Here is a 19694-nt window from a genome sequence, read left to right on the forward strand (position 1 = left end):
GGGTGAACAGATACTCGCGGTGCTGGCGCCCCGGACAACCGAAGTCATATCACCAGCGGAGCTGCACTCACTCAGCACGCGGCACCGACCACGACGACTCGAGTCGATGCCAGAGGAGTTCGGTGGTCTCCAGAGTCCGCGCAGCGCTCTCCAGGCCGGACCGGTTGTCGGCGAGTCCTGACACGACGTCGTGGAAGTGCTGCAGGGCGGGGACGAAACCCATCACGGTCCAGGCGGAGTTCGCCGGCGCCGGCAAGGTGTAGTTGGGACGCCAGACCCGCGCCGGACCGTCGGCGGGACGATACGTGCAGGTATCGACGTTGTCGACCACCACGGAGTCACCTCGCCCGTAGACCTCGACGAACTCACCCCGATGGGCAAAGGAGGCGGTCGTGCAGAAGTCGAACGAGCATGTCGCACCCGTTTCCGTGCGGGCGACGAGACTCACGCTGAGGCCGACGGTGGGCACGACATTCAGGACTGCGGAGATCTCATCGATCTCCCCCAGGAGGTACCGCGCCAGATCGATCATGTGCACCGGGTTGTCGATCAGGTAATGGCGAAGATCGGCGAGGTACTCGTCGATGCGGCCCATAGCGAACGTGAAATGCGCCAGGGAGGGGGAGCCGAAGTCCGCGGAGTCGATCATCTCCCGAGCTCGTTGATACGCCGGCGCGAACCGCTTCATGTACCCGACAACGACCTCGGTGCGCGCCTCGGCGGCAAGGGCCGCCAACTCCCGGATCTCGGACGCGGACTGCCCGCCCGGTTTCTCACAGAAGACCGGGATCCCAGCTTCGATGCATTGGGTGAGAATCGGCCGGTAGGCGGCCGGAGGGACGGCGACCACCACCCCGTCGAGACCACCGGCCGCGAGCATGTCCGTGACCGACGTGAAGTGAGCTTCGGCGCCCCAGCGTCCGGCAGTGGATGCCGCACGCTCCGGCGTCCGGGCGCAGACCGCAGCGAGATCGAGACCGGCCTCAAGGATCGATGGATACAGGGCGTTGTTCGCGTGCCGGCCCGCGCCCACCACGCCGACCCTCACGACGCACTCGTCCGATCCCCGCCCAGGAGCTGATCGATGCGGCTCGCGGTGTCGCTGAAGACATGCTCGAGGGCTTCCGGCTGCCTGTATGCCTCCACGATGGCCGACGACCACATGCTCGCGACATCGAGGTATTCCGGCATGGGTGTCGGCAGTATCCGGGCGGTCGTGTGCAGGATCTCCAGGCTGTTGTCATCGAAGCCGTTCCACTTCGAGGCCGCGGCACGGTACGCATCGTCATCCCATGTGCTCTGTCGCGTCGGGTTCATGTTGCCCTCCAGCGCCGCCCGCGCGAGGAAGGCCGGAGAACTGGCCCACTCGATGAACCTCCATGCGCCGGCCTTGTCGTGCGAGGCACTGTTCATCACGAGCGACCACGTCCACATGTTCGCCTCGCGTCCGCCACCGGGCCCCAGCGGCGGCCTGGTGTACGCGACCCTCCCGCGAACGGCCGATTCGGGTCCCTCGAAGAAGGCGACGTAGTGGTCGGAGTCGACGATCATGCCGTACTGCCCTGCCGCGAAGTCGCGGGCTACGTCGAGCCAATGCCCGTCGGGGAACCGCGTCGGCCCCGACACATGTGCCGCCTCCAGGAAGTCGCGGGTCGCCGCGAGCATCGCCGGACTGGCAAGTGCGCTGCGGCCCATGTCGTCGAAATCGGTCGCCCCGTAGGACCAGACCTGGGTCGCGTAGCCGGTGTACATCGTGTGCCAGGTGCCGGTGCCGCGCTGGGCGAATCCGCGGACGCCGGGCACGTTTTCCGCTATTCGCGCTGCCGCGGCGAAGTACTCCTCCCACGTCGACGGCGGCTCGCTGAGGCCGGCCTTCTCCAGCACGTCCGGCAGATACGCCAGGTTGTACGTCTCCCAGTTGACCGGGATCTCCAGCAGAGGACCGGTACCGAGGGAGTCCCCCCGCCGTCCGGTCCAGCGGTTGGCGTTCAGCAGGGCGGGCAGGAAGTCGTCCGGCCGGTAGTCGTCGCTGCACGTGTCGAGGAACGCATCGAGTGGTTCGACGATGCCCTCGCCGGCGAGCTTCCACATCGAGACGGGTCCCGACACGAACACATCCGGCGCGGACTCTCCGCGAAGCCGGCTGCGCAGCGCGTCGAGGCTGTTCGTCACGTATTCCGTCTCGGGGATGATCTCGAGCTCGACGGTTTCGCCCGTGAGTTCCTGATACTCGTCGACGTGCCTCATGAGGCTCGCGACGTACGCGTCGTTGTCGGGGCCGATGAAACGGACCATTTTGTGCTGTCTCCTTGGGAATGCCTCGGCCTGCGTACCGAAGAGCGGCCGACCGGGCCGGGGAAAGAGGGAAGAGTTTCCGGGTACGTGACGGTCGTCAGACCGAGAACCGTCGGCGCGCACGTTCGTGGAGGACGGCGACGACCTCATAGAGCACGATCACGGTCACGGTCACGACGACCACGTCCGCCCAGAGCCGCGTGTAGTCGAAGGTCGTCGCGGCTGTCGTCATAGCCTCCGAGATACCGTCCCCGGTGACGAGCCACTCGGCGACGACCGCGCCGAAAAGCGCCAGCGGGATGCTGATCCGGGCAGCGTTCAGGATTCCTGGAACCGATCCGGGCACCCTGACGAACCGAAGGGTCGCCCAGCGGCCACCGCCGTAAACGCTGACGACATCGAGGGTGGATCGCGACCGTTCCTCCAGCGCCGTGACGATAACGATCATCGCCGGGAAGAAGACCACCAGGAGCCCCGTGACGATGATGAACGCCGTTCCCCGGCCGCAGATGGCGACCAGCAGCGGGATGAAGGCGATCTGCGGAACGCACTGCGAGGCCAGGAGCAGTGGAAGACCCAGACGCAGCAGGACGGGAAAACTCACGAGAATACATCCGGCGATGAACGCCGCAGCCATGCCGACGCCGAAGATCATGCCGCTGTCACGCATGGTGATCAGCCAGTCCGTGGCCAACGCACTGCGGTGGTCGGTGGCAGCCGGATTACCGAACAGGTAGTCCAGTACATCGAGGGGGGATTTGAACACGAGGGGACTCACGCCCCCGAATTGGATGATCGCGACCCAGATCACGATGATCGCGACGGCAGGCGTGAGGAACTCGGCCACACGCCCCAGCGCGCCGGCGCCGGGCACCGCCCCGAACGAGGTCTGGGACTCGACCGGATCCACGTGCAACCAGCGGCCTATCGCCGTGACCGCCCCGTAGAGGAGGCCGCCGATCACAGTGGCGACGATGGCGACGCCCCAGGTCTCTGTGGTCTGCAGCTTCTGCTGGCTGACCACGAGCACCACGCCCAGTCCGCTGTCGGCACCGCTGAACTCGGCCACCAGCGCTCCCAGGAACGCTCCCGGACCGGCGATGCGCATACCGGCCACGATGTTGGGAAGCGCTGACCGGAGTCCGACCTTGCGGAGGATCTGCAACCGCCCGCCGCCCGCGCAATGGACGATGGCGGCGATGTCCGCCGGCGTGGCACGAAGACCCGCGATCACCCCGATGAGCATCGGAAAGAAGGAGAAAAGGACCGCCATCGTGATCCTCGTGGGCTGGCCAGTGCCCCCGAGGCTCGAGATCAACGGGAGCAGCGCCGGCAGCGGCAGGCAGTAGATCGCCAGAGCGACACGCGAGACGGAGCGCTCAAGCAGCCCGGTCAGCGATCCGACCGCACCGAACACGAGGCTGATGGCAGCAGCGATGGCGAAGCCCTCAAGCGCCGTGACCAGGGTGGGAGCGGCATTGGAGAGATAGAAGGAGAGATTCCCGGTCAGGCTCTCGGCCACGCTCAGCGGCGTGGGCACCGAGCCAGAAGGAAGGAGACCGGAGAGCGCGACCAGCCACCAGAGCCCGACGGCGAACGCGAATCCCCCGAGTGTCCAGACCACACCCGGGACCTGGCGCTCTGCGCGCCCGGACCTGTTGGCGATACGCCGCCCCGATGGCGGATGCGAAGGAACAATCGGGGGCCCCTGAGTCATCTTTGTCGCAGTCATCTCAGGCGCTCCGCTCGACGGCCGGCTCGCCCGCGTCATCCTCGAAGAGCAGCTCACTCAGCTCATCGACGAGACGCTGGAACTCTGGGCTCCGCATCATCTCCGGCACACGGGGCCGCGGCAGGTCGATCTCGACCGTACGGAGGATGCGGCCGGGTCGCGGCGTCATCACCACGACCAGGTCCGAGAGGAAGATCGCTTCGGAGATCCCGTGTGTGACGAGCAGTGTGGTGGCAGGCCTCTGCGTCCAGATGCGCTGAAGTTCGAGGTTCATCCGCTGCCGGGTCATGTCATCGAGTGCGCCGAACGGTTCGTCGAGCAGCAAGACGTCCGGCTCGAAGGCGAGAGCTCTCGCGATCGAAACCCGCTGCCGCATACCACCGGACAACTGGTTCGGCCGCGCTTCCTCGAAGCCCCGCAGACCCACCAGCTCGACGACCTCCTGAATGGTCGCTTGATCGGGGCGTCTGCCCGCCACTTCGAGCGGAAGCCGGATGTTGTCCGTGACGGTGCGCCACGGCAGCAGCGCGGAGTCCTGGAACGCGACTCCCAGGCGACCGCTCTTGCGGGCGACCGACGGGCTCTGGCCATTGACCGACACGCTGCCGACGGTCGGGCGATCCAGGTCGGCGAGTAGGCGCAACACCGTCGACTTCCCGCACCCGGATCGACCGATCAGGCTCACGAATTGGTTTCGGTCCACCCTGAGACTCACGCCGCCGAGGGCGTCAACACGCTGCCGCCTCGCCACGAAGGTCTTCGTGACTTCGTGCAGCTCGATTCCAGCGGGCGTCTCCGTAGTTGCTTGATCTGTTTGCGCAGGCATCCGGGCTCCCTCGCTCTCAATGGTGGAAGTTGTTGACGATGAGGACTTCGGCGGGCTGCTCGCTCCCGAGACCCCATCGATGGGGGATGTCGCCGTCATGGTTCAACGCATCGCCGGGGCCGAGATCGACAGGGCGGCCTCGCAGGAATTCGACGCGCAGATGCCCGCTGATCACGTAGACGAAGTCCTCGCCCTCGTGCTTGAACCAATCCTGCGGCGGGTTCGCCTGTTCGATGAGATATCGGTGCGCCTTCAGTGACCGCCCGGGACCACCTCGTGTGAGGAGCTGCGGTCGCTGGGCATCGTCACGGTTGGCCGCTCGTATCTCCTGACCGGTTCCGGCACGGGTGATCAAGATCGATGCGGAGCTGACGGGGAGCAGCCCGTTCGGTGTGGTGCCCAATAACTCGGCGAGGCGGTACAGCCGAGGCAGGCTGATCGACGACTGGCCCTGCTCCAGCTGTGTGATGAACGACGCCGATACTCCCAGTTGGGCGGCGAGTTCCTTTCTCGACAGGCCCAGCTCTTGACGCCGATGACGCACCGCCGCTCCGACATCGCGCGCAAAGTCGTCGGTCTCGGCTGCCCCTCTGGTCCCGTCGAACTGCTCGGCGGTGTCCTTCTGGTAGGTCACGACAACCTCTTGAGCTCCGGGTGCTCCTGGTAGACCTCGGCCAGCAGGGACATGTCGAACAGCTTGTCCACCGTCGTGTGAACGCCGGTGAGCGCGAGCGTCTCCACTGTCTCCTTCTGCAAGGCATCAGAGACAGTCAGGATGCCGTTCTTCTCGGTGTCGGCGGTTCTCATGAGGACGATCTCCGCCTGATTGCAGGCCAGCTGGTTCTGGAGCGAGTACTTCAACGACTTGCCGTACTTGTTCACAGCCAGACTCGCTCCCTGCTTCGGATCGGCGATGTTCGCCCTCCAGCCCATGACGTCGGCGCGGAGCGCCGCCTTGAGCATGGTCCGGTTGTTGGAGATCTGATCCGTCGAAGCGACATAGGTCTGGGTGATGGTGGCGTACTTGAAGTCCGCGAACATCATTACGGCTGGGTCGTGTCCGGCCTGCTTGAGACTGATCGGAGAGTTCGTCGAGTAGTCCATGATCCCGTCGACCTGACCGGCGACCAAGGGAGCAGGGTCGTATTGGAACGGCACGATTTTCATATCCGAGGACTTGAGGCCGTTGACGGCAAGAAACGCATCCACCGCTGGCTTGTCAGCGTTGGAAACAGCGATCGTTTTCCCCTTCAAGTCCGCCGGCGTCGTGATGGGGCTGCTCTGCAGCGACACGATGCAGGACGGCGTCTTCTGGTACATCGCTCCGATGACCCGGAAGGATGCGCCGTTCTGGTTCGCTGCGACGATTTCCGTCGGCGAGGAGACACCGAACTGTGCGGTTCCGTTTGCCAGTTGGGTGAGTACAGAGACCGCCGACGGGCCGCCCGGTATAAACTTGACCGACGAGAAGCCGACTTTTTTGTAGTACCCGTTCGTGTCCGCCATGTACGGACCGGCCTGTGTCACGTCGTACACCCAGGAGAAGGCGTACTTGAGCTGGCCCAGGCCGCTGCCCGTACGAGCGCCCGATCCGGTGCCCGTCGATGCTCCACAACCGGCGAGCGCGAAACCCGCCGTGGTGGAGAGGCCGAGCCCCAGCAACCCTCGGCGTGACAGCGTGCTGCCGGAACGATTCAGCTGATCGGTCATTGTCTTGTCCTCACTCGTTGTCTGAGCCGTAGGCGATCGGACGCAGGCGCTCGAGCTCGGCACTGAACTCGGCGCGAAGCCGGTCGACGGTGGCGTCGTCCGCGAAGCAGGCGTCAAGACCGGCCAGCGCGTACTTCTCGGCATCCTCGATGGTCCATTCGAGATGGACGGTCGCATCGATGAAGCACTCATGCAGCTCCGGCCCGATGAGGGCCGGGTCGTCGGAGTTGAGGCACATGTTCAACCCTGCCGCGGCCATCGCCGCGACGTCGCGGCGCCGGCCCTCCACCTCGAGCTCGGGGTAGTCGACGAACCAGCACGCCGAATAGGGGATCTGCGACGCAACGGTTCGCGACAGCAGGTCGGGGTCGAGCAGCGCGGCGTATCCGTGGTCGATGCGGTCCACCCGGAGAAGGTCCAGGCACTCCACCATCTCTGTGGGGTCGCCGTGCTCACCCGCGTGCGCCGTCAGCTTGAGGCCCGCCTCGCGGGCCAGGTCGTAGGCGGCCACGAACTCGGACGGCCGCCCTGCCAGCTCGTTCGAGTCGAGGCCGATCGCCACCACCTCATCGAGGGGGTGCGCGAGCACCTCGCGAACGAGGTCGAGTGCCGCCGCACCACCCAGTTCGCGGTTGATGGCGACGATCACCCGCGACTCGACGCCCACCTCGGCCCGGGCCTCACGCGCACCGGCGAGAATCCCGTCCATCATCTCGGCATAGGTCAGCTCTGGATGGTTCTGGGGGTTGAAAGCGATCTCCCGGTAGCGGAGCCCTCCCTCGGCGCCGACGAGGAGGCTCTCCAAGGTGACCGCCCTGAAGTCGTCCCGCGTCTGCATCGAGTTCGACACCGCGACGTAGATCTCCAGCCCCTCGTCGAAGTTGCGGAAGAGGTACCGGTCACCCCCGTCGCGTGCCCCCGCGGGCAGGGTGACGCCGTGGCGCTCGGCCAGCCGCCGGGCCGTCTCCGGGGGCACGCACCCTTCGAGATGGCAGTGCACCTCCGCCTTCGGTAGCGCGCGGAGGTATTCGGGATTCAGACGCTGCCGTGTCGGTGATTCCGTGGGACTGGGCGTTGCGCTCATGTCGCTCTCCTCATCGGGTGGGGATGAAATTAAGGGACACTGAATCTCCTGTCAATGGAACGTTTCAAAAAGCTCCATACCTCCGGCCGCGCCGACGCCCGCCCGATCTACGACCTTCCCGCCTCCGGCGAGAGCACGTGCCGGCCGGCGGGCCACTCGGTCCGAGGTTCGCTGTCGGGGAGAGCCGGAGAACTCGTCGCGCTCGCGAGACCGGGACGAGACAGCATCCACTGCACCACCAACGTGGACGCCTCCCGGCTCAACTACCCCAGCAAGACCGAGGGACCGCAAAGCATGGTGTGCGCCAACTCCACAGGCGGGACCCGGACTTCGCGTCCCCGGCTCACCAGGCGAGCACGACGGTCACCCTGTCCGGTCGGCACAACTGATGCTGAAACGTTTTAGAGCGAGGGCAGCGCCGACCCTACCCAGGACACCAACGTTTGCCTTGATCGTCCGCAAGAAACGCAGGGCCTCCAGGCCACCGGGGCGTTTTCGCCGGGGTGGCCTGGAGGCCCGTGCTCATCACCGGCAAGACCCGGCTCCCAGGGCCCCGCCGCTTGCGATGCTGTTTGTTCTCCACGGCTGCCCGGCCCGTTCCTACCCGGCTCGGGGCAACCTTCGGCTCATCTCTCGGCTCGAGCGGGGGGCCGGCGCAGCAGGTGGAGGGCGGTCATTCCGACCGCCGTTGTCACGCACCCGCAAAAGTAGGACTTAACCGCGCCGGCCAGGGCAATTGTCGGCCAGGCAGGCCCTCACTGGCACCCGGTGCGGAACTGGTGACAGTGACAACGGCCGCTCGGCCCATCCCGCTCACAGTCCCTAACGGAACACGCGCCGATGGGTGGCTACAACCTCCCCCACGGCATCTACGAAGGAAGCGAGGTCGGCGTCGGTTACCGGGAGCGGAAGCGCCAGGTAGCCCCTCCGGGCGAGGTAGAAGCCGCGCAGCATGAGCTCCAGGTGCAGCAGGGTGCGCTTGTCGGGTGCTGGGTCGATGTGGCGACCGCTGACGATCGGGGAGCGCTGGAAGTGCAGTCCCAGGATGGAGCCGACACCGGTCGCCTGGATGGACACGTCGAAGTCGAAGAAGAGCGAGTTCAGCCGATCCCGGAGCCGGTCTCCGCGCGCGTTCAGCTCTCTGACGGCCTCGGGCGTGAAGACGTCGCGCAGTCCCGTCAGGCCGGCCGCCATCGTGACCGTGTTGTTGTTGAACGTCCCGGGGTGCGACAGGCTGCCGGGCGCGCTCGGGTCGAACCGCTCCATCAGGCGCCGGTTGCCGCCGAACGCGCCGAAGCTGAACCCCGCACCGAGGTATTTCCCGAACGTGGTCAGGTCGGGCACGATGCCGAACCTCTCCTGAAGTCCGCCCGGCGCCAGTCGGGAGGTCATGACTTCGTCGAGGATGAACACCACCTCGTAGCGCGTCGTCGCCGCGCGGATCGCGCTGACGAACTCGGCGGTCGCCGGCACCGCGCCACCGCCGCCGAGCATCGGCTCGAGGATCACGGCTGCCAGGTCGTCACGGTGCTCGCGGATCGCGGCCAGGGTCCCGGGCACGTCGTTGTACTCGCAGACGACGTAGGAGTACGGAGCATTGAGGGGGGCCTCCCCGCGAAAACTCAGCACGCCCCCGTGATAGCCGCTTTCGAAGACCAGCACCTTGCTGCGGCCTGTCACCGCGCGGGCGGTGCCGATCGCGAAGAGGTTCGCCTCGGTTCCCGAGTTCGTGAAACGCAGCAGTTCCACCGACGGAAACCGCTGGGTGATCTCCCTCGCCAGCTCCACCTCGTACTGATTGGGGCCCCCGTACGACAGCCCTTCGTCGAGGACCTTGCGTACGGCCGCCAGGACCGCGGGGTCGGAGTGGCCGTAGAGGCCGGCCGAGTACTCACCGAGCAGGTCGACGTAACGGTGCCCGTCGAGGTCGGTGAGGAACTGTCCCTCCCCCGCCACGAACGTGACCGGGAACGGCGAGTAATAGAGCGAAGTCCGTGTGTTGCCGCCGGGCATCACCGTCCCCGCCTGCCTGAACCTGCGCTCGCTTCGGGGATTGTTCGCGACGTACCGCTCCTCGGTCACGGCGAGCACTTCACGCAGCGCGGCCTCGACGTCGGTGGTGGTCATGGGCTCCTCCTGGTGACCGGGGACTAGGGCCTGTCTGACAATTCCCGTCGTCGCCCGGAGGGCGGCCTCGCGGCGTCAGGTGCGTGCTCTCGGCGTGCCGGGTGTAGGCCCTCGTACTGGACGTACTTGGGTCTGCGCCCGGTGCGGCGACTGGGGGTGCCCCCTCCGGGGGAGCGTGCATGGCGTCGTGAGGCAGACGGGAATTGTCAGACAGGCCCTAGGACAGGCGGATGTCGAGCCAGCCGTGCTCGTTGACGACCGCGGAATCTCCGGCACGCAGCAGCACCGTGGTGGTGGTCGACTCGAACAGGGCGGGACCGGTGACCCGCTCCCCCTGCGCCACGGTCTCCATCCGGTGCACCGGAACGTCGGTCCAGCCGTCCAGGTAGACCTTCCGCACGCCCGCTTGCACGCTGCGACCGCTGCCGGTCGACAGCGGCTCGGCGCGTAGCTCCGGCAGCTTTCCGACGATGGTGGTCCGCGCGTTCACGATGACCACCTCCTGGCCGGGCGCGTTGTAGGCGTACAGCTGCTGGTGGCGCTTGTGGAACCGCGCCACGACCTCGTCGATGAAGTCGTCGGCGTCGACGTCCACGTCGTTGATGGGGACGGTGATCTCGTAGATCTGCTCGCCGTAGCGCATGTCGAGAGCACGCTGGACCTCGATCCGGCCGTCGAACCCGTCAAGCCGGGCACGGCCCTCGCTTTCCATGTCGAGCAGCACCTTGCGCATCCCGTCGGCCGAGGTGGACGCGGCATCCCCGATGTGGGAGCGCACCATCTCGTAGCGCAGGTCGGTGGCGAGCATTCCCCACGCCGAGAGCACCGAGGCGACATTGGGGACGATCACTCGTTTGATGTCGAGCAGGCGCGCCACCTCGGTGACGTGCACGCCCGCTGCTCCCCCGAACGAGACCAGTGTGAAGCCGCGTGGGTCGACGCCACGACGGACGGACACGATCCTGATGCCCTCGGCCATGGTGGTGTTGACGACCTTGGAGATCCCGGCGGCGGCTTCGACGGTGGACACGCCCAGCGCGTATGCCACTTCCGCGACCGCGGCTTCGGCGGCGGCGGGGTCCAGGGGAAGGTCGCCGCCGGCGAAACTGGCCGGGTCGAGGAGTCCGAGAACGACGTTCGCGTCGGTGACGGTCGCCTCGGTTCCTCCGCGGCCGTAGCACGCCGGACCGGGCAGAGCGCCGGCGCTCTCCGGACCGACGTGCAGGATGCCGCTGTCGACCCGGGCGATGGAGCCGCCACCCGCGCCCAGGGTGTGGATGTCCAGGGTCGGCAGCGAGACCTTCGCGAGACCGACCTGCTTCTCCGCGCTCAGCGGCGCCTCGCCGTCCTGCAGCAGGGCGATGTCGGTGCTCGTGCCACCCATGTCGAAGGTGATCAGTTCCCCCGTCCCGACGAGCTTGGCGGCCTGCCGGGCGGCCGCGATGCCTCCGGCGGGCCCGGACAGGACGGCCCCCGCGGCGAGCCGGCTCGACTCCGGGATCGTGGCCACGCCGCCGTGCGAGTGCATGATCATGACTTCGCCGGCATAGCCCGCGTCGGCGAGGCGGCCGCTGAGCCGGGACAGGTAGTCGGCCAGGACCGGGCCGACATAGGCGTTGACCACCGTCGTCCAGACCCGCTCGTACTCCTTGATCTGCGGCAGGACCTCGCTGGAGAGGGAGATGTAGGTGTCCGGAAGCCGAGTGGCAAGCGCGGCGGCGGTCGCCTGCTCGTGCTCGGGGTTGCGGTAGGAGTGGAGGTAGCAGACGGCGATCGCTTCGGCTCCTGACGCGGCGGCCGCCTCGACGGCGGCCTCGAGCGAGGGTGCTGCGAGGGGAACCGCCGCCGTGCCGTCCGCCCGCATCCGCTCACGGACCCCGTACCGTCGGGCCCGTGGCACCAGCGGCTGCTGCGGCGCCATCCGCACGTTGTAGCGGTCCTCCTTCATTCCCTCGCGCATCTCGATCACATCGCGGTGACCCTCGGTCGTGAGCAGAGCGACCTTCGCGCCCTTGCCCTCCAACAGCGCGTTGGTGGCCACGGTGGTGCCGTGCACGATCCGCTCGGTCTCCCGCAGCATCTGCTCACGCGTGGTGCCCAGCGCGGCGGCGAGCTTGGTCAGCCCCTCCAGCAGCCCGTCGGAAGGGTCCCGCGGGGTGGAGGAGGATTTGGCGATCACCACCTTGCCGTCGCCGTCAACGGCGGCCAGGTCGGTGAAGGTGCCGCCGATGTCGATGCCGATCCGGTACATGTTCAGGTCCCTGTCGTGAGGAGGGCGCGGTCGGTGGTGTCGTCCGCCGAGACGAAGCCGTTCTCGATGTCTTGCCGCCGGGCTTCGGAAGAGCGCTCCGCCGGAGGTCCGTAGCCACCACCGCCGGCGGACTCGACGAGGAAGACCGATTGGGGCGGGACCTCGATGTCGACTTCCTTGGTCCGCAGCTCTCGCACGTGCTCACCCGCGAGGAGCCGGTACCGGTGCGGGACGCCGTCGCGTCCACCGCACGTCCCGTACGACGGGTGTCTGACCCCGTCACCCGCGGTGTTCGCCACCGCCGTCTCCTCGGTCTCCATGCGGAGCCGCAGCACCGAGCCGGCGCCTCCCCTGAACCGTCCGTCGCCGAAGGAGTCGGGCCGGAACTCGTGGTGCTCGAAGAAGAGGGGGAAGCGGACCTCTGCGACCTCGATCGAGCCGAACTTGGAGGAGCCCATCGCCTGGCCCTCCCCCGCCGTCTCCCAGCCGTCTCCCGCCGGGGATGCGCCTCCTCCCGGCCGCGCGTGGAAGAGGTGCCAGATGAACTGGCGGCCGGACCGTGGGTCGACGCCCTTGATGGCGATCCGGAACCGCCGGCCCCAGCCGGCGATCACACGGTCGGGACAGGCCCCCACCAGAGCCTTGATCACCGACTCGGCGATCTCCTGGGCGCAGTGGTTCGTGGCCAGCGTGACGGGCGCCGGGGGACGTGCCCACACCACCGTGCCCTCCTTGGCCGTCACCGTCAGCGGCCGGAACGTCCCCGAGTTCTTGGGGGTTCGCGGCTCGATGAGGAAGGACAGGGCCATGTGGACCGCGGACATCATGTTCGGGTACGACGAGTTGATGAAGCCGGTGACCTGGGGGTGGGAATCGCTCAGGTCGACATGGAGGGAGTCTCCCGAGACAGTGACCTTGGCCCGGATGTGGATGTCCTCGGCGCCGTGGCCGTCGTCGTCCAGCACGGCCTCACCGAAGTAGACACCGTCGGTCCAGGTCGAGATGCAGGCCCGGGTCTGGCGCTCGGCGCTGTCGAGGATGGCATCGATGGCCTCGGTGACCGTTTCGGTTCCGTACTCGTCCAGCAGCTGCAGAATGCGCCGCTCTCCCACCCAGGACGAGCCGATCATCGCGCGGAGGTCACCCAGGAAATCATCGGCATGGCGCACATTGGTCGCGATCATCTGCATGACGTCCTCACGGACCGTGCCCGCGTCGTACAGCTTGAGGGGAGTGATCCGTAGCCCCTCCTGCCATATCTCGGTCGCGCCCGGGTTGTACGCGCCGTGCGTCGAACCACCGATGTCGCTCTGGTGGGACCGGTTGATCGACCAGAAGAGCAGCTTGTCCTCGAAGAAGACCGGAACGAACGTCGTGAGGTCCGGGAGGTGGTTGCCACCGTGGTAGGGATCGTTCAGCAGATACACGTCCCCGGGGTTGATCGAGTCGCCGAAGAAGTCCGTGATGGCGCGGACCGCCCAGGGCATCGAGCCCACGTGGATGGGAACGTGCTCCGCTTGTGCGACCAGCCGCGACTCGCGGTCCGTGATCGCTGTGGAGAAGTCCCTGCTCGAGTTGAGGATCTGCGAGTAAGCGGTGCGCAGCATCGCCTCGCCCATCTCCTGCACGATCGCTTCGAATCGGTGAGTTATGACCGAGACGGTCACGGCATCGACCACGGGCTCCTGCTCTCTTATGGTCCCGGGCGCCTCGCGAGTTGCGGTGAAGACAGAGGCGACTGGCGGTTGCCGAGATATCATACTCCACATACCGTATGTCTGTGACAAGGAATCTTCAGGCTTCTCCAGTCCTCAGGAGGCGGGCGTGAGCGTGATCATCACCGTGGCGCCGACGGGCCCCATCGCGACGAAGCAGGACAACGCCTGGCTGCCGACGCAACCCGACGAGATCGCCGACCAGGTCGCCGAGGCCTACGCCGCAGGGGCCACGGTGGCTCACCTCCACCTGCGCGACCGCAACGACCAGCCGACGGCAGACCTCTCCATCGCGACCCGCACCGTGGAACTCATCCGGGACCGCTGCCCCATCCTGGTGCAGCTGTCGACCGGGGTGGGACTGAGTGTTCCGTTCGAGGAGCGGGAACAACTCGTCGAACTGCGCCCCGAGATGGCGACGCTGAACCCGTGCAGCATGAGCTTCGGCGAGGGCGAGTTCCTCAATCCACCCGCCGGCGTCCGCCGACTCGCCGCGCGCATGCAGGAGCTCGGCGTCAAACCGGAACTCGAGATCTACGACACCGGGCATCTGGACGCCTGCCTCCGCCTCCGGGACGAAGGACTGCTCGCCGAGCCGCTGCAGTTCAGCATCGTCCTCGGAGTCCGCGGCGGCATGGCCGCCACCGCGGAGAACCTCATGATGATGGTGCGCAGGCTGCCCGAGGACGCGGCATGGCAGGTCATCGCCATAGGCCGGGCCAACCTGGAGCTGACGGCGATCGGGCTGGCACTCGGCGGAAACTGCCGGGCCGGACTGGAGGACACGCTCTACCTCCGCAAGGGCGAGCCCGCTCAAGGCAGCACACCGCTCGTCACACGCGCGGCGGATATGGCACGCGCCCTCGACCTCACCATCGCTGACGTCGACAGCACACGTCGCCAGCTCCAGCTGCCCCAGCAGGAAGGCCCATCGCGATGACGGACCAGGTCTCGATGACCATCGGCGGCGACGCCGTCACCACTTCGAGGTCATTCGAGGTGGTCGACCCCGCCACCGGCGCACCGTTCGCCACTGCGCCCGAGTGCACGAAGGACCAGCTCGACCAGGCTATGCAGTCCGCCCAGGAGGCGTACCGGACCTGGAGGCAGGACGAGTCCGCCAGGCGAAAGTCACTGCTTGCGGCAGCCGACGCCGTCCTCGCGGCGACCGACACGATCGCCCCCTTGCTGACCCGCGAGCAGGGAAAGCCACTCGCCGACTCCCAGATGGAAGTCCGCTCGGTGGCACTGTGGCTGCGTCACTTCGCCGGCCTGGAAGTCGACGACGAAATCCTCCAGGACGACGCCAAGGCCCACATCCGTGTCCAGCGCCGCCCCCTCGGAGTCGTCGCCGCGATCACCCCGTGGAACTTCCCCCTGAGTCTGGCGGCATGGAAGATCGCGCCCGCACTGCGGGCGGGCAACACCATGGTCCTCAAGCCCTCGCCCTACACACCGCTCGCGACCCTCCTGCTCGGCCAGGTGCTGGCCGAGGTACTGCCGGCCGGCGTCCTGAACGTGGTGAGCGGCTCCGACCCCCTTGGTGCGCGCATGACGGAGCATCCCGTTCCGCGCAAGATCTCCTTCACCGGCTCAGTGGCCACCGGCAAACACGTCGCGGCCGCGGCGGCGCCGGATCTGAAGCGCATCACCTTGGAGCTAGGCGGCAACGACCCGGCGATCCTGCTCGACGACGTCGATGTCGAGGCGGTCGCCGAACGGCTCTTCTGGTCGGCCTTCCGCAACAACGGGCAGGTGTGCTCCGCGGTCAAGCGGGTGTACGCCCCGCAGGACCGCTACGACGAAGTGGTCGAAGCTCTCGCTTCCATCGCCGACGCGGTACGGGTCGGCGCCGGAAGCGACCCGGAGAGCCAGCTCGGCCCACTCAACAACGCGCCTCAGTTGGCGCGCGTGGCCGGGCTGGTCGACGACGCGGTCAGCCGCGGGGGGCAAGCCGTCGTCGGCGGGGCCGCCGTCGACGGCCCCGGCTTCTTCTACCAGCCGACCATCCTGCGAGGGGTCGCCCACGGCATGGCCGTCGTCGATGAGGAGCAGTTCGGGCCGGTGCTCCCGGTACTGCCCTACCGGTCCGTGGACGAGGCGGTCGAGCGCGCCAACGGCACTCACTTCGGGCTCTCGGGCTCGGTCTGGGGCACCGACGCCGACCGCGCGGCGGCCGTGGCCGATGAACTGGACTGCGGCACCGCCTGGGTCAACACCCACCTCGCCCTCCGTCCCGACCAGCCCTTCGGCGGTGCGAAGTGGAGCGGCATCGGCGTGGAGAACGGGCATTGGGGGCTGCACTCCTTCACCGAGGTGAAGGTGCTGCACCGGAGCCGCGCGTGACTGACCCGTCGGCCGCCCCGGTCATCGATGCCATAGCCCGAGAGCCGCTGTCGGCCGCCCAGCAGACCCGCTTGCACCGAGCCATCTGGGCCGAACGCGGCCGGCTGTTGGATGTCCCGGTCACGGTCACCCCGTGCCCCTACGACGACGCACAGCTACTCGACCTCCGGCGCGAGGGCCGCGCCGTCGGGTACCTGCCGCACGAACTCAGCTCGCACCTCACGAGGGACCGGTTCCGGACGGTGTTCCCGGACATGGACTCCTACGCGGAGTCCCCGGCCAACGGCTTCACCAACGCTGCCGACGTCTGGGGGTGGTTCGACTACGAGGCTGCCCGCGAAGCGCCCTGGCTCGACCTCGACGAGCCGGCCACGCTGAAGGCGATCGCAGCGGCCGGGCGGACCATGCTGACCCTCGACCAGTACATCGTGGCCAGCCAGGACCAGCATGTGCTGACCGGCCGTTACCTCGATGACCGGCGCAGCTGGTCACGGCTGGCCACGTCCTACGACGGCCGCACCATCGCGGCGCGCTTCGACGGTGACCAGCCGGAGGAGGGCCGCGAGAACGAACCGCCCACCCCCGGCTCCCTGCTGGTCGCCTACGACCTCCAGCCCAGCGACAACGGCCTAATGCTCGGGGCCCGCACACGGTCGGCGACCCCACCTTTGAAGGCCCTCTGGGACGACCTGTGGACACGGACCACCGACGCCTACGTCCGGGCCGGTTACCCCGCCCGGCTCGGCACCGCTCCTGCCGACTACCTCGCCGGACTGCCACGCGTCCCGCAGCAGCCCGCCGCCTATACGCACCGCTTCGCCGTACCTCTGCTCGTCGAGCCACGCATCCCCTGGCGGGAGCAGGCCCGGCTCCTCGGCGTCCGCCTTTCGAGCCAGTCCCAGCGCTTCTCCTTCGAGGCCGTCGATCCGGCCGCGAGCCCGGACAGACCCTATGTCGGCTGGTTCAACGCGTGGCACGCCCGCTTCCCCGGGCCCATCAGTTCGATCGACGCACGTGCCCAGCTCGCCGACGACGAGCGCGGCGCCACGCCGATCGAGCTGCTGGCGATGAACACGGCACTGCCCGACCTGGTGCGGACATCGCGCTTCTTCGAGGCGGTCGGCTTCGTGATGACCACACCCACCACCGAGCACATCACCAACCGCAGCCCTGGTCGCTGCCTGTCCCTGTACCGCTGGCGGGGAGCGCCGGAACTCGGCGCCAACCAGCACCCCATGCCCTACCCGATGTTCCGGCCCCTCGTCCGGGGGCGGGACGTCACCACCTTTTCTGCGACGACTGAGGAACGCCGATGAGCACGCACTTCATGCAGCAGGTACTCCAGGACCACATCGACGCCGGCCACGGATCGCAGACGGTGTGGTGGGACGAGAAGCGCATTCCGCTCGACAGCATCGGGAAGCGGGTCACCGACCTGCTGGACCTGCGTGGCCGGCGTGCGGTCGTCACGGGTGGCGCGGGTATCAACCTCGGCCAGGCTTGCGTGAACAGGCTGGCCGGGCTGGGCGCGGACGTCGCGGTGGTCGACCTGAGCGCGGAGCAGGTACGTCAGCGCGGGTTCTCCAGGCACCCGTCCGCACCGGACGCGGCCGGCGTCGCTGCCGCGGCGGCCGAGAAATGGGGCACCAAGGTCATCCCGATCCACGGCGACGTCATGGACTGGGACGGCGTACAGAGCGTCATGTCCGAGGCCGCCGAGGCGCTGGGCGGCATCGACATCCTGGTCAACAACGCGGCTGATGTCGTCGTCGGAGACTTCGTCACCTTCGGGCGCGAGGAGATCGACCGGTCCGTCCGCGGCACGCTGACCGGACCGATGTACTGCACGCGCGCCGTGCTCGACCACATGCTGCCCCAGGGCAAGGGCCGGATCATCAACATCGGCTCCGAGGCGGGAAGTTCGGCCATGCCGTGGCTCACCGTGTACGGCGCCCTGAAGGCCGGACTCGGGCAGTTCACCCGGTTCCTGGGCAAGGAGCTCGGACCCCAGGGGATCCAGGTCCTCGGGGTCAACGCCGGCTCGATGTGGGGCCCGGACCGTCCGCTGACCGAGGACCGTCCCGAGACGCTCTACCCCCGCGGTAGGACCGCCATCCAGCGCTACGAGCTGCCCGAGGAAGTCGCGAACATGGTGGCCTTCCTCGCCAGCGACGCGGCCAGCGCGATGAACGGGGCCATGATCGACATGGGCGGGGGGATGGCGGTTTGAGCAGGTCGCGAACCTGTTACGGCAACGTCCTCGGCAGCGGTTCGCGACCGGTTCACCGCAGCGGAACGCAGTCGTGGCTGACTGCCCAGCACCAGTGTTGACTACGGGCGCCCAGGGGCCGACAAACCCGGGACCGATGCCCGCGGCGCATCCGGATGAACCGGTTCGCGTCATCCCCGACGCTCAAGGAGAGACCATGAAGGCCGGAGTCCACCGAAAGACCCTCAGTTCCAAGGGACTCGAGGTCATCACCATCGATGGCGGCGCATCCCGGTGACGGCCGCGACAGTGATCGGCGAATCCGAGTCCGCGCTGAGCGACGCGTTCGCCCAGCGCGGCTGGACCGACGGGCTGCCCGTCACCGTACCGACGGCCGAGCGGGTGCACGCCTGCCTCGCCGCGGCGGGCCGGGAGCCTGACGAGGTCCTGCTCAGCGTCGAGGAGAACCGGCGTGACGTCACCGTCCGGCTGGCCGCGGTCAACGCCGTGCTGGCCGGCTGCGCCGCGGAGCATTTCCCCGTCGTGGTGGCCGCGATCGAGGGCTGGGCAGACCGACGATGGGGTGCGGGCGACCGGACGTACTTCTACATGTCCAACGCGAGCACCGGCGGCGGGGCACAGCTCACCGTCGTGAACGGGCCGGTGCGGCACGCGCTCGGCATGAACAGCGGAACCAACCTCTACGCCCCCGCCGCCCATGCGAATGTGGCCATCGGGCGGGCTCTTCGGCTGATCCTCCGCAACGTCCTCGGTTTCACTCCGGACAGCCTGGACCAAGCGACACAGGGCCACCCGGGCAAACTCGGCTTCTGCCTAGCGGAGAACGAGGAGCAGTCGCCCTGGGAACCGCTGCACGTCGAGCACGGCTTCGGCACGCAGGACAGCACCGTGATGGTGATGAGCGGCCGGGGCCCCGAGCCGATCGAAAACCGCACCGGCAGCAGCGCCGAGGGCATCCTGTACACCATCGCGGACACCCTCTCCCGGCTCGGCGCCATGATGCCCGGTGGCCCGGTGGTCGTGGTCATGGGGCCGGAACACGCCGACATCGTCGGCTCCAAGCACGGCTGGTCGAAGCAGGAGGCCAGGCAATTCCTCTACGAGAACTTCCGGCGACCGGTCGCCGACCTGGCCAGAGCCGAACTCAAGTTCCGGCCGGACCCGGTGCGGGACAGGACCGAGGGTGGCATCACCTATCGCTACGGGGCGCGGGACCCGGGAGACATCGCGTTGATCGTGGCCGGGGGCCGCAACGCCGGCATCTCCTCGGTGATCACCAGCTGGTGCTACGCCACGCCGCCGGGCGAGTTCATCCTCGCGCCGGTCCGGGTGCCCTGAGGGCGCACACCGAGCAGACACCACCGACAACAACCCAGGA

Annotated in this window: 15 protein-coding genes; 5 read left to right on the forward strand and 10 right to left on the reverse strand. The window is 67.7% G+C overall.

Annotated elements, in window-relative coordinates; all coding sequences use genetic code 11:
• Positions 1-67 precede the first annotated feature (67 nt).
• From H293_RS0132595 to H293_RS0132640, 10 genes are all read right to left on the reverse strand, one after another.
• A complete protein-coding gene (locus H293_RS0132595) occupies positions 68-1048 on the reverse strand; it encodes a Gfo/Idh/MocA family protein (RefSeq protein WP_020122018.1) in 981 nt (326 codons plus the stop codon).
• Positions 1045-2295: an ABC transporter substrate-binding protein gene (locus H293_RS0132600; protein ID WP_020122019.1), complete on the reverse strand. Its 1251-nt coding sequence runs from the start codon at positions 2293-2295 to the stop codon at positions 1045-1047. Before H293_RS0132600 ends, H293_RS0132595 begins: the two co-directional genes overlap by 4 nt.
• A 97-nt stretch (positions 2296-2392) precedes the next feature.
• Positions 2393-3919, reverse strand: coding sequence for an ABC transporter permease (locus H293_RS0132605; protein ID WP_020122020.1), 1527 nt, complete (start codon positions 3917-3919; stop codon positions 2393-2395).
• Between the two features lie 109 nt (positions 3920-4028).
• Positions 4029-4853, reverse strand: coding sequence for an ABC transporter ATP-binding protein (locus tag H293_RS50430; protein WP_033415888.1), 825 nt, complete (start codon positions 4851-4853; stop codon positions 4029-4031).
• Positions 4854-4869: 16 nt separating this feature from the next.
• Positions 4870-5487 carry a helix-turn-helix domain-containing protein gene (locus H293_RS50435; RefSeq protein WP_020122022.1) on the reverse strand — a complete coding sequence of 206 codons (618 nt, stop codon included), beginning with the start codon at positions 5485-5487 and terminating at the stop codon, positions 4870-4872.
• Positions 5484-6563 (reverse strand): ABC transporter substrate-binding protein, encoded by a 1080-nt coding sequence (locus H293_RS50440; protein ID WP_020122023.1) that lies wholly within the window; start codon positions 6561-6563, stop codon positions 5484-5486. Before H293_RS50440 ends, H293_RS50435 begins: the two co-directional genes overlap by 4 nt.
• A 10-nt stretch (positions 6564-6573) precedes the next feature.
• Positions 6574-7647, reverse strand: coding sequence for an adenosine deaminase (add, locus tag H293_RS50445; protein ID WP_078612731.1), 1074 nt, complete (start codon positions 7645-7647; stop codon positions 6574-6576).
• A gap of 822 nt (positions 7648-8469) precedes the next feature.
• Positions 8470-9774: an aspartate aminotransferase family protein gene (locus H293_RS0132630; RefSeq protein WP_020122025.1), complete on the reverse strand. Its 1305-nt coding sequence runs from the start codon at positions 9772-9774 to the stop codon at positions 8470-8472.
• Between the two features lie 217 nt (positions 9775-9991).
• On the reverse strand, positions 9992-12025 hold the full coding sequence (locus H293_RS0132635) for a hydantoinase/oxoprolinase family protein (protein ID WP_020122026.1): 2034 nt from the start codon (positions 12023-12025) through the stop codon (positions 9992-9994).
• A gap of 2 nt (positions 12026-12027) precedes the next feature.
• A complete protein-coding gene (locus H293_RS0132640) occupies positions 12028-13704 on the reverse strand; it encodes a hydantoinase B/oxoprolinase family protein (protein WP_020122027.1) in 1677 nt (558 codons plus the stop codon).
• A 145-nt stretch (positions 13705-13849) separates the two neighbouring features.
• On the opposite strand from H293_RS0132640, the gene H293_RS0132645 reads away from it, so the two are divergent.
• The 5 genes from H293_RS0132645 to H293_RS50450 all read left to right on the forward strand — a co-directional run bounded on the left by H293_RS0132645 (position 13850) and on the right by H293_RS50450 (position 19654).
• Positions 13850-14680, forward strand: coding sequence for a beta-keto acid cleavage family enzyme (locus tag H293_RS0132645; RefSeq protein WP_020122028.1), 831 nt, complete (start codon positions 13850-13852; stop codon positions 14678-14680).
• Entirely contained in the window at positions 14677-16086 is a 1410-nt protein-coding gene (locus H293_RS0132650; RefSeq protein ID WP_020122029.1) for an aldehyde dehydrogenase family protein, read from the forward strand. Before H293_RS0132645 ends, H293_RS0132650 begins: the two co-directional genes overlap by 4 nt.
• Complete coding sequence (locus H293_RS0132655) at positions 16083-17402, forward strand: hypothetical protein (RefSeq protein ID WP_020122030.1); 1320 nt, start codon at positions 16083-16085, stop codon at positions 17400-17402. The genes H293_RS0132650 and H293_RS0132655 overlap by 4 nt, the downstream gene beginning before the upstream one ends.
• The gene (locus H293_RS0132660; RefSeq protein WP_020122031.1) at positions 17399-18316 is read left to right on the forward strand and encodes an SDR family NAD(P)-dependent oxidoreductase; all 918 of its coding nucleotides are present in this window, start codon (positions 17399-17401) and stop codon (positions 18314-18316) included. The genes H293_RS0132655 and H293_RS0132660 overlap by 4 nt, the downstream gene beginning before the upstream one ends.
• A gap of 273 nt (positions 18317-18589) precedes the next feature.
• Entirely contained in the window at positions 18590-19654 is a 1065-nt protein-coding gene (locus H293_RS50450) for a hypothetical protein (protein WP_020122032.1), read from the forward strand.
• Positions 19655-19694 lie beyond the last annotated feature (40 nt).

It is taken from the genome of Streptomyces canus 299MFChir4.1 (assembly GCF_000383615.1).
Taxonomy (GTDB): Bacteria; Actinomycetota; Actinomycetes; order Streptomycetales; family Streptomycetaceae; genus Streptomyces; species Streptomyces canus_C.

Coding starts and splice junctions, on each gene's coding strand:
- H293_RS0132600 (WP_020122019.1), bottom strand. CDS start 2,295: ATGGTCCGTTTCATCGGCCCCGACAACGACGCGTACGTCGCGAGCCTC.
- H293_RS50430 (WP_033415888.1), bottom strand. CDS start 4,853: ATGCCTGCGCAAACAGATCAAGCAACTACGGAGACGCCCGCTGGAATC.
- H293_RS50440 (WP_020122023.1), bottom strand. CDS start 6,563: ATGACCGATCAGCTGAATCGTTCCGGCAGCACGCTGTCACGCCGAGGG.
- add (WP_078612731.1), bottom strand. CDS start 7,647: ATGAGCGCAACGCCCAGTCCCACGGAATCACCGACACGGCAGCGTCTG.
- H293_RS0132630 (WP_020122025.1), bottom strand. CDS start 9,774: ATGACCACCACCGACGTCGAGGCCGCGCTGCGTGAAGTGCTCGCCGTG.
- H293_RS0132635 (WP_020122026.1), bottom strand. CDS start 12,025: ATGTACCGGATCGGCATCGACATCGGCGGCACCTTCACCGACCTGGCC.
- H293_RS0132650 (WP_020122029.1), top strand. CDS start 14,677: ATGACGGACCAGGTCTCGATGACCATCGGCGGCGACGCCGTCACCACT.
- H293_RS0132660 (WP_020122031.1), top strand. CDS start 17,399: ATGAGCACGCACTTCATGCAGCAGGTACTCCAGGACCACATCGACGCC.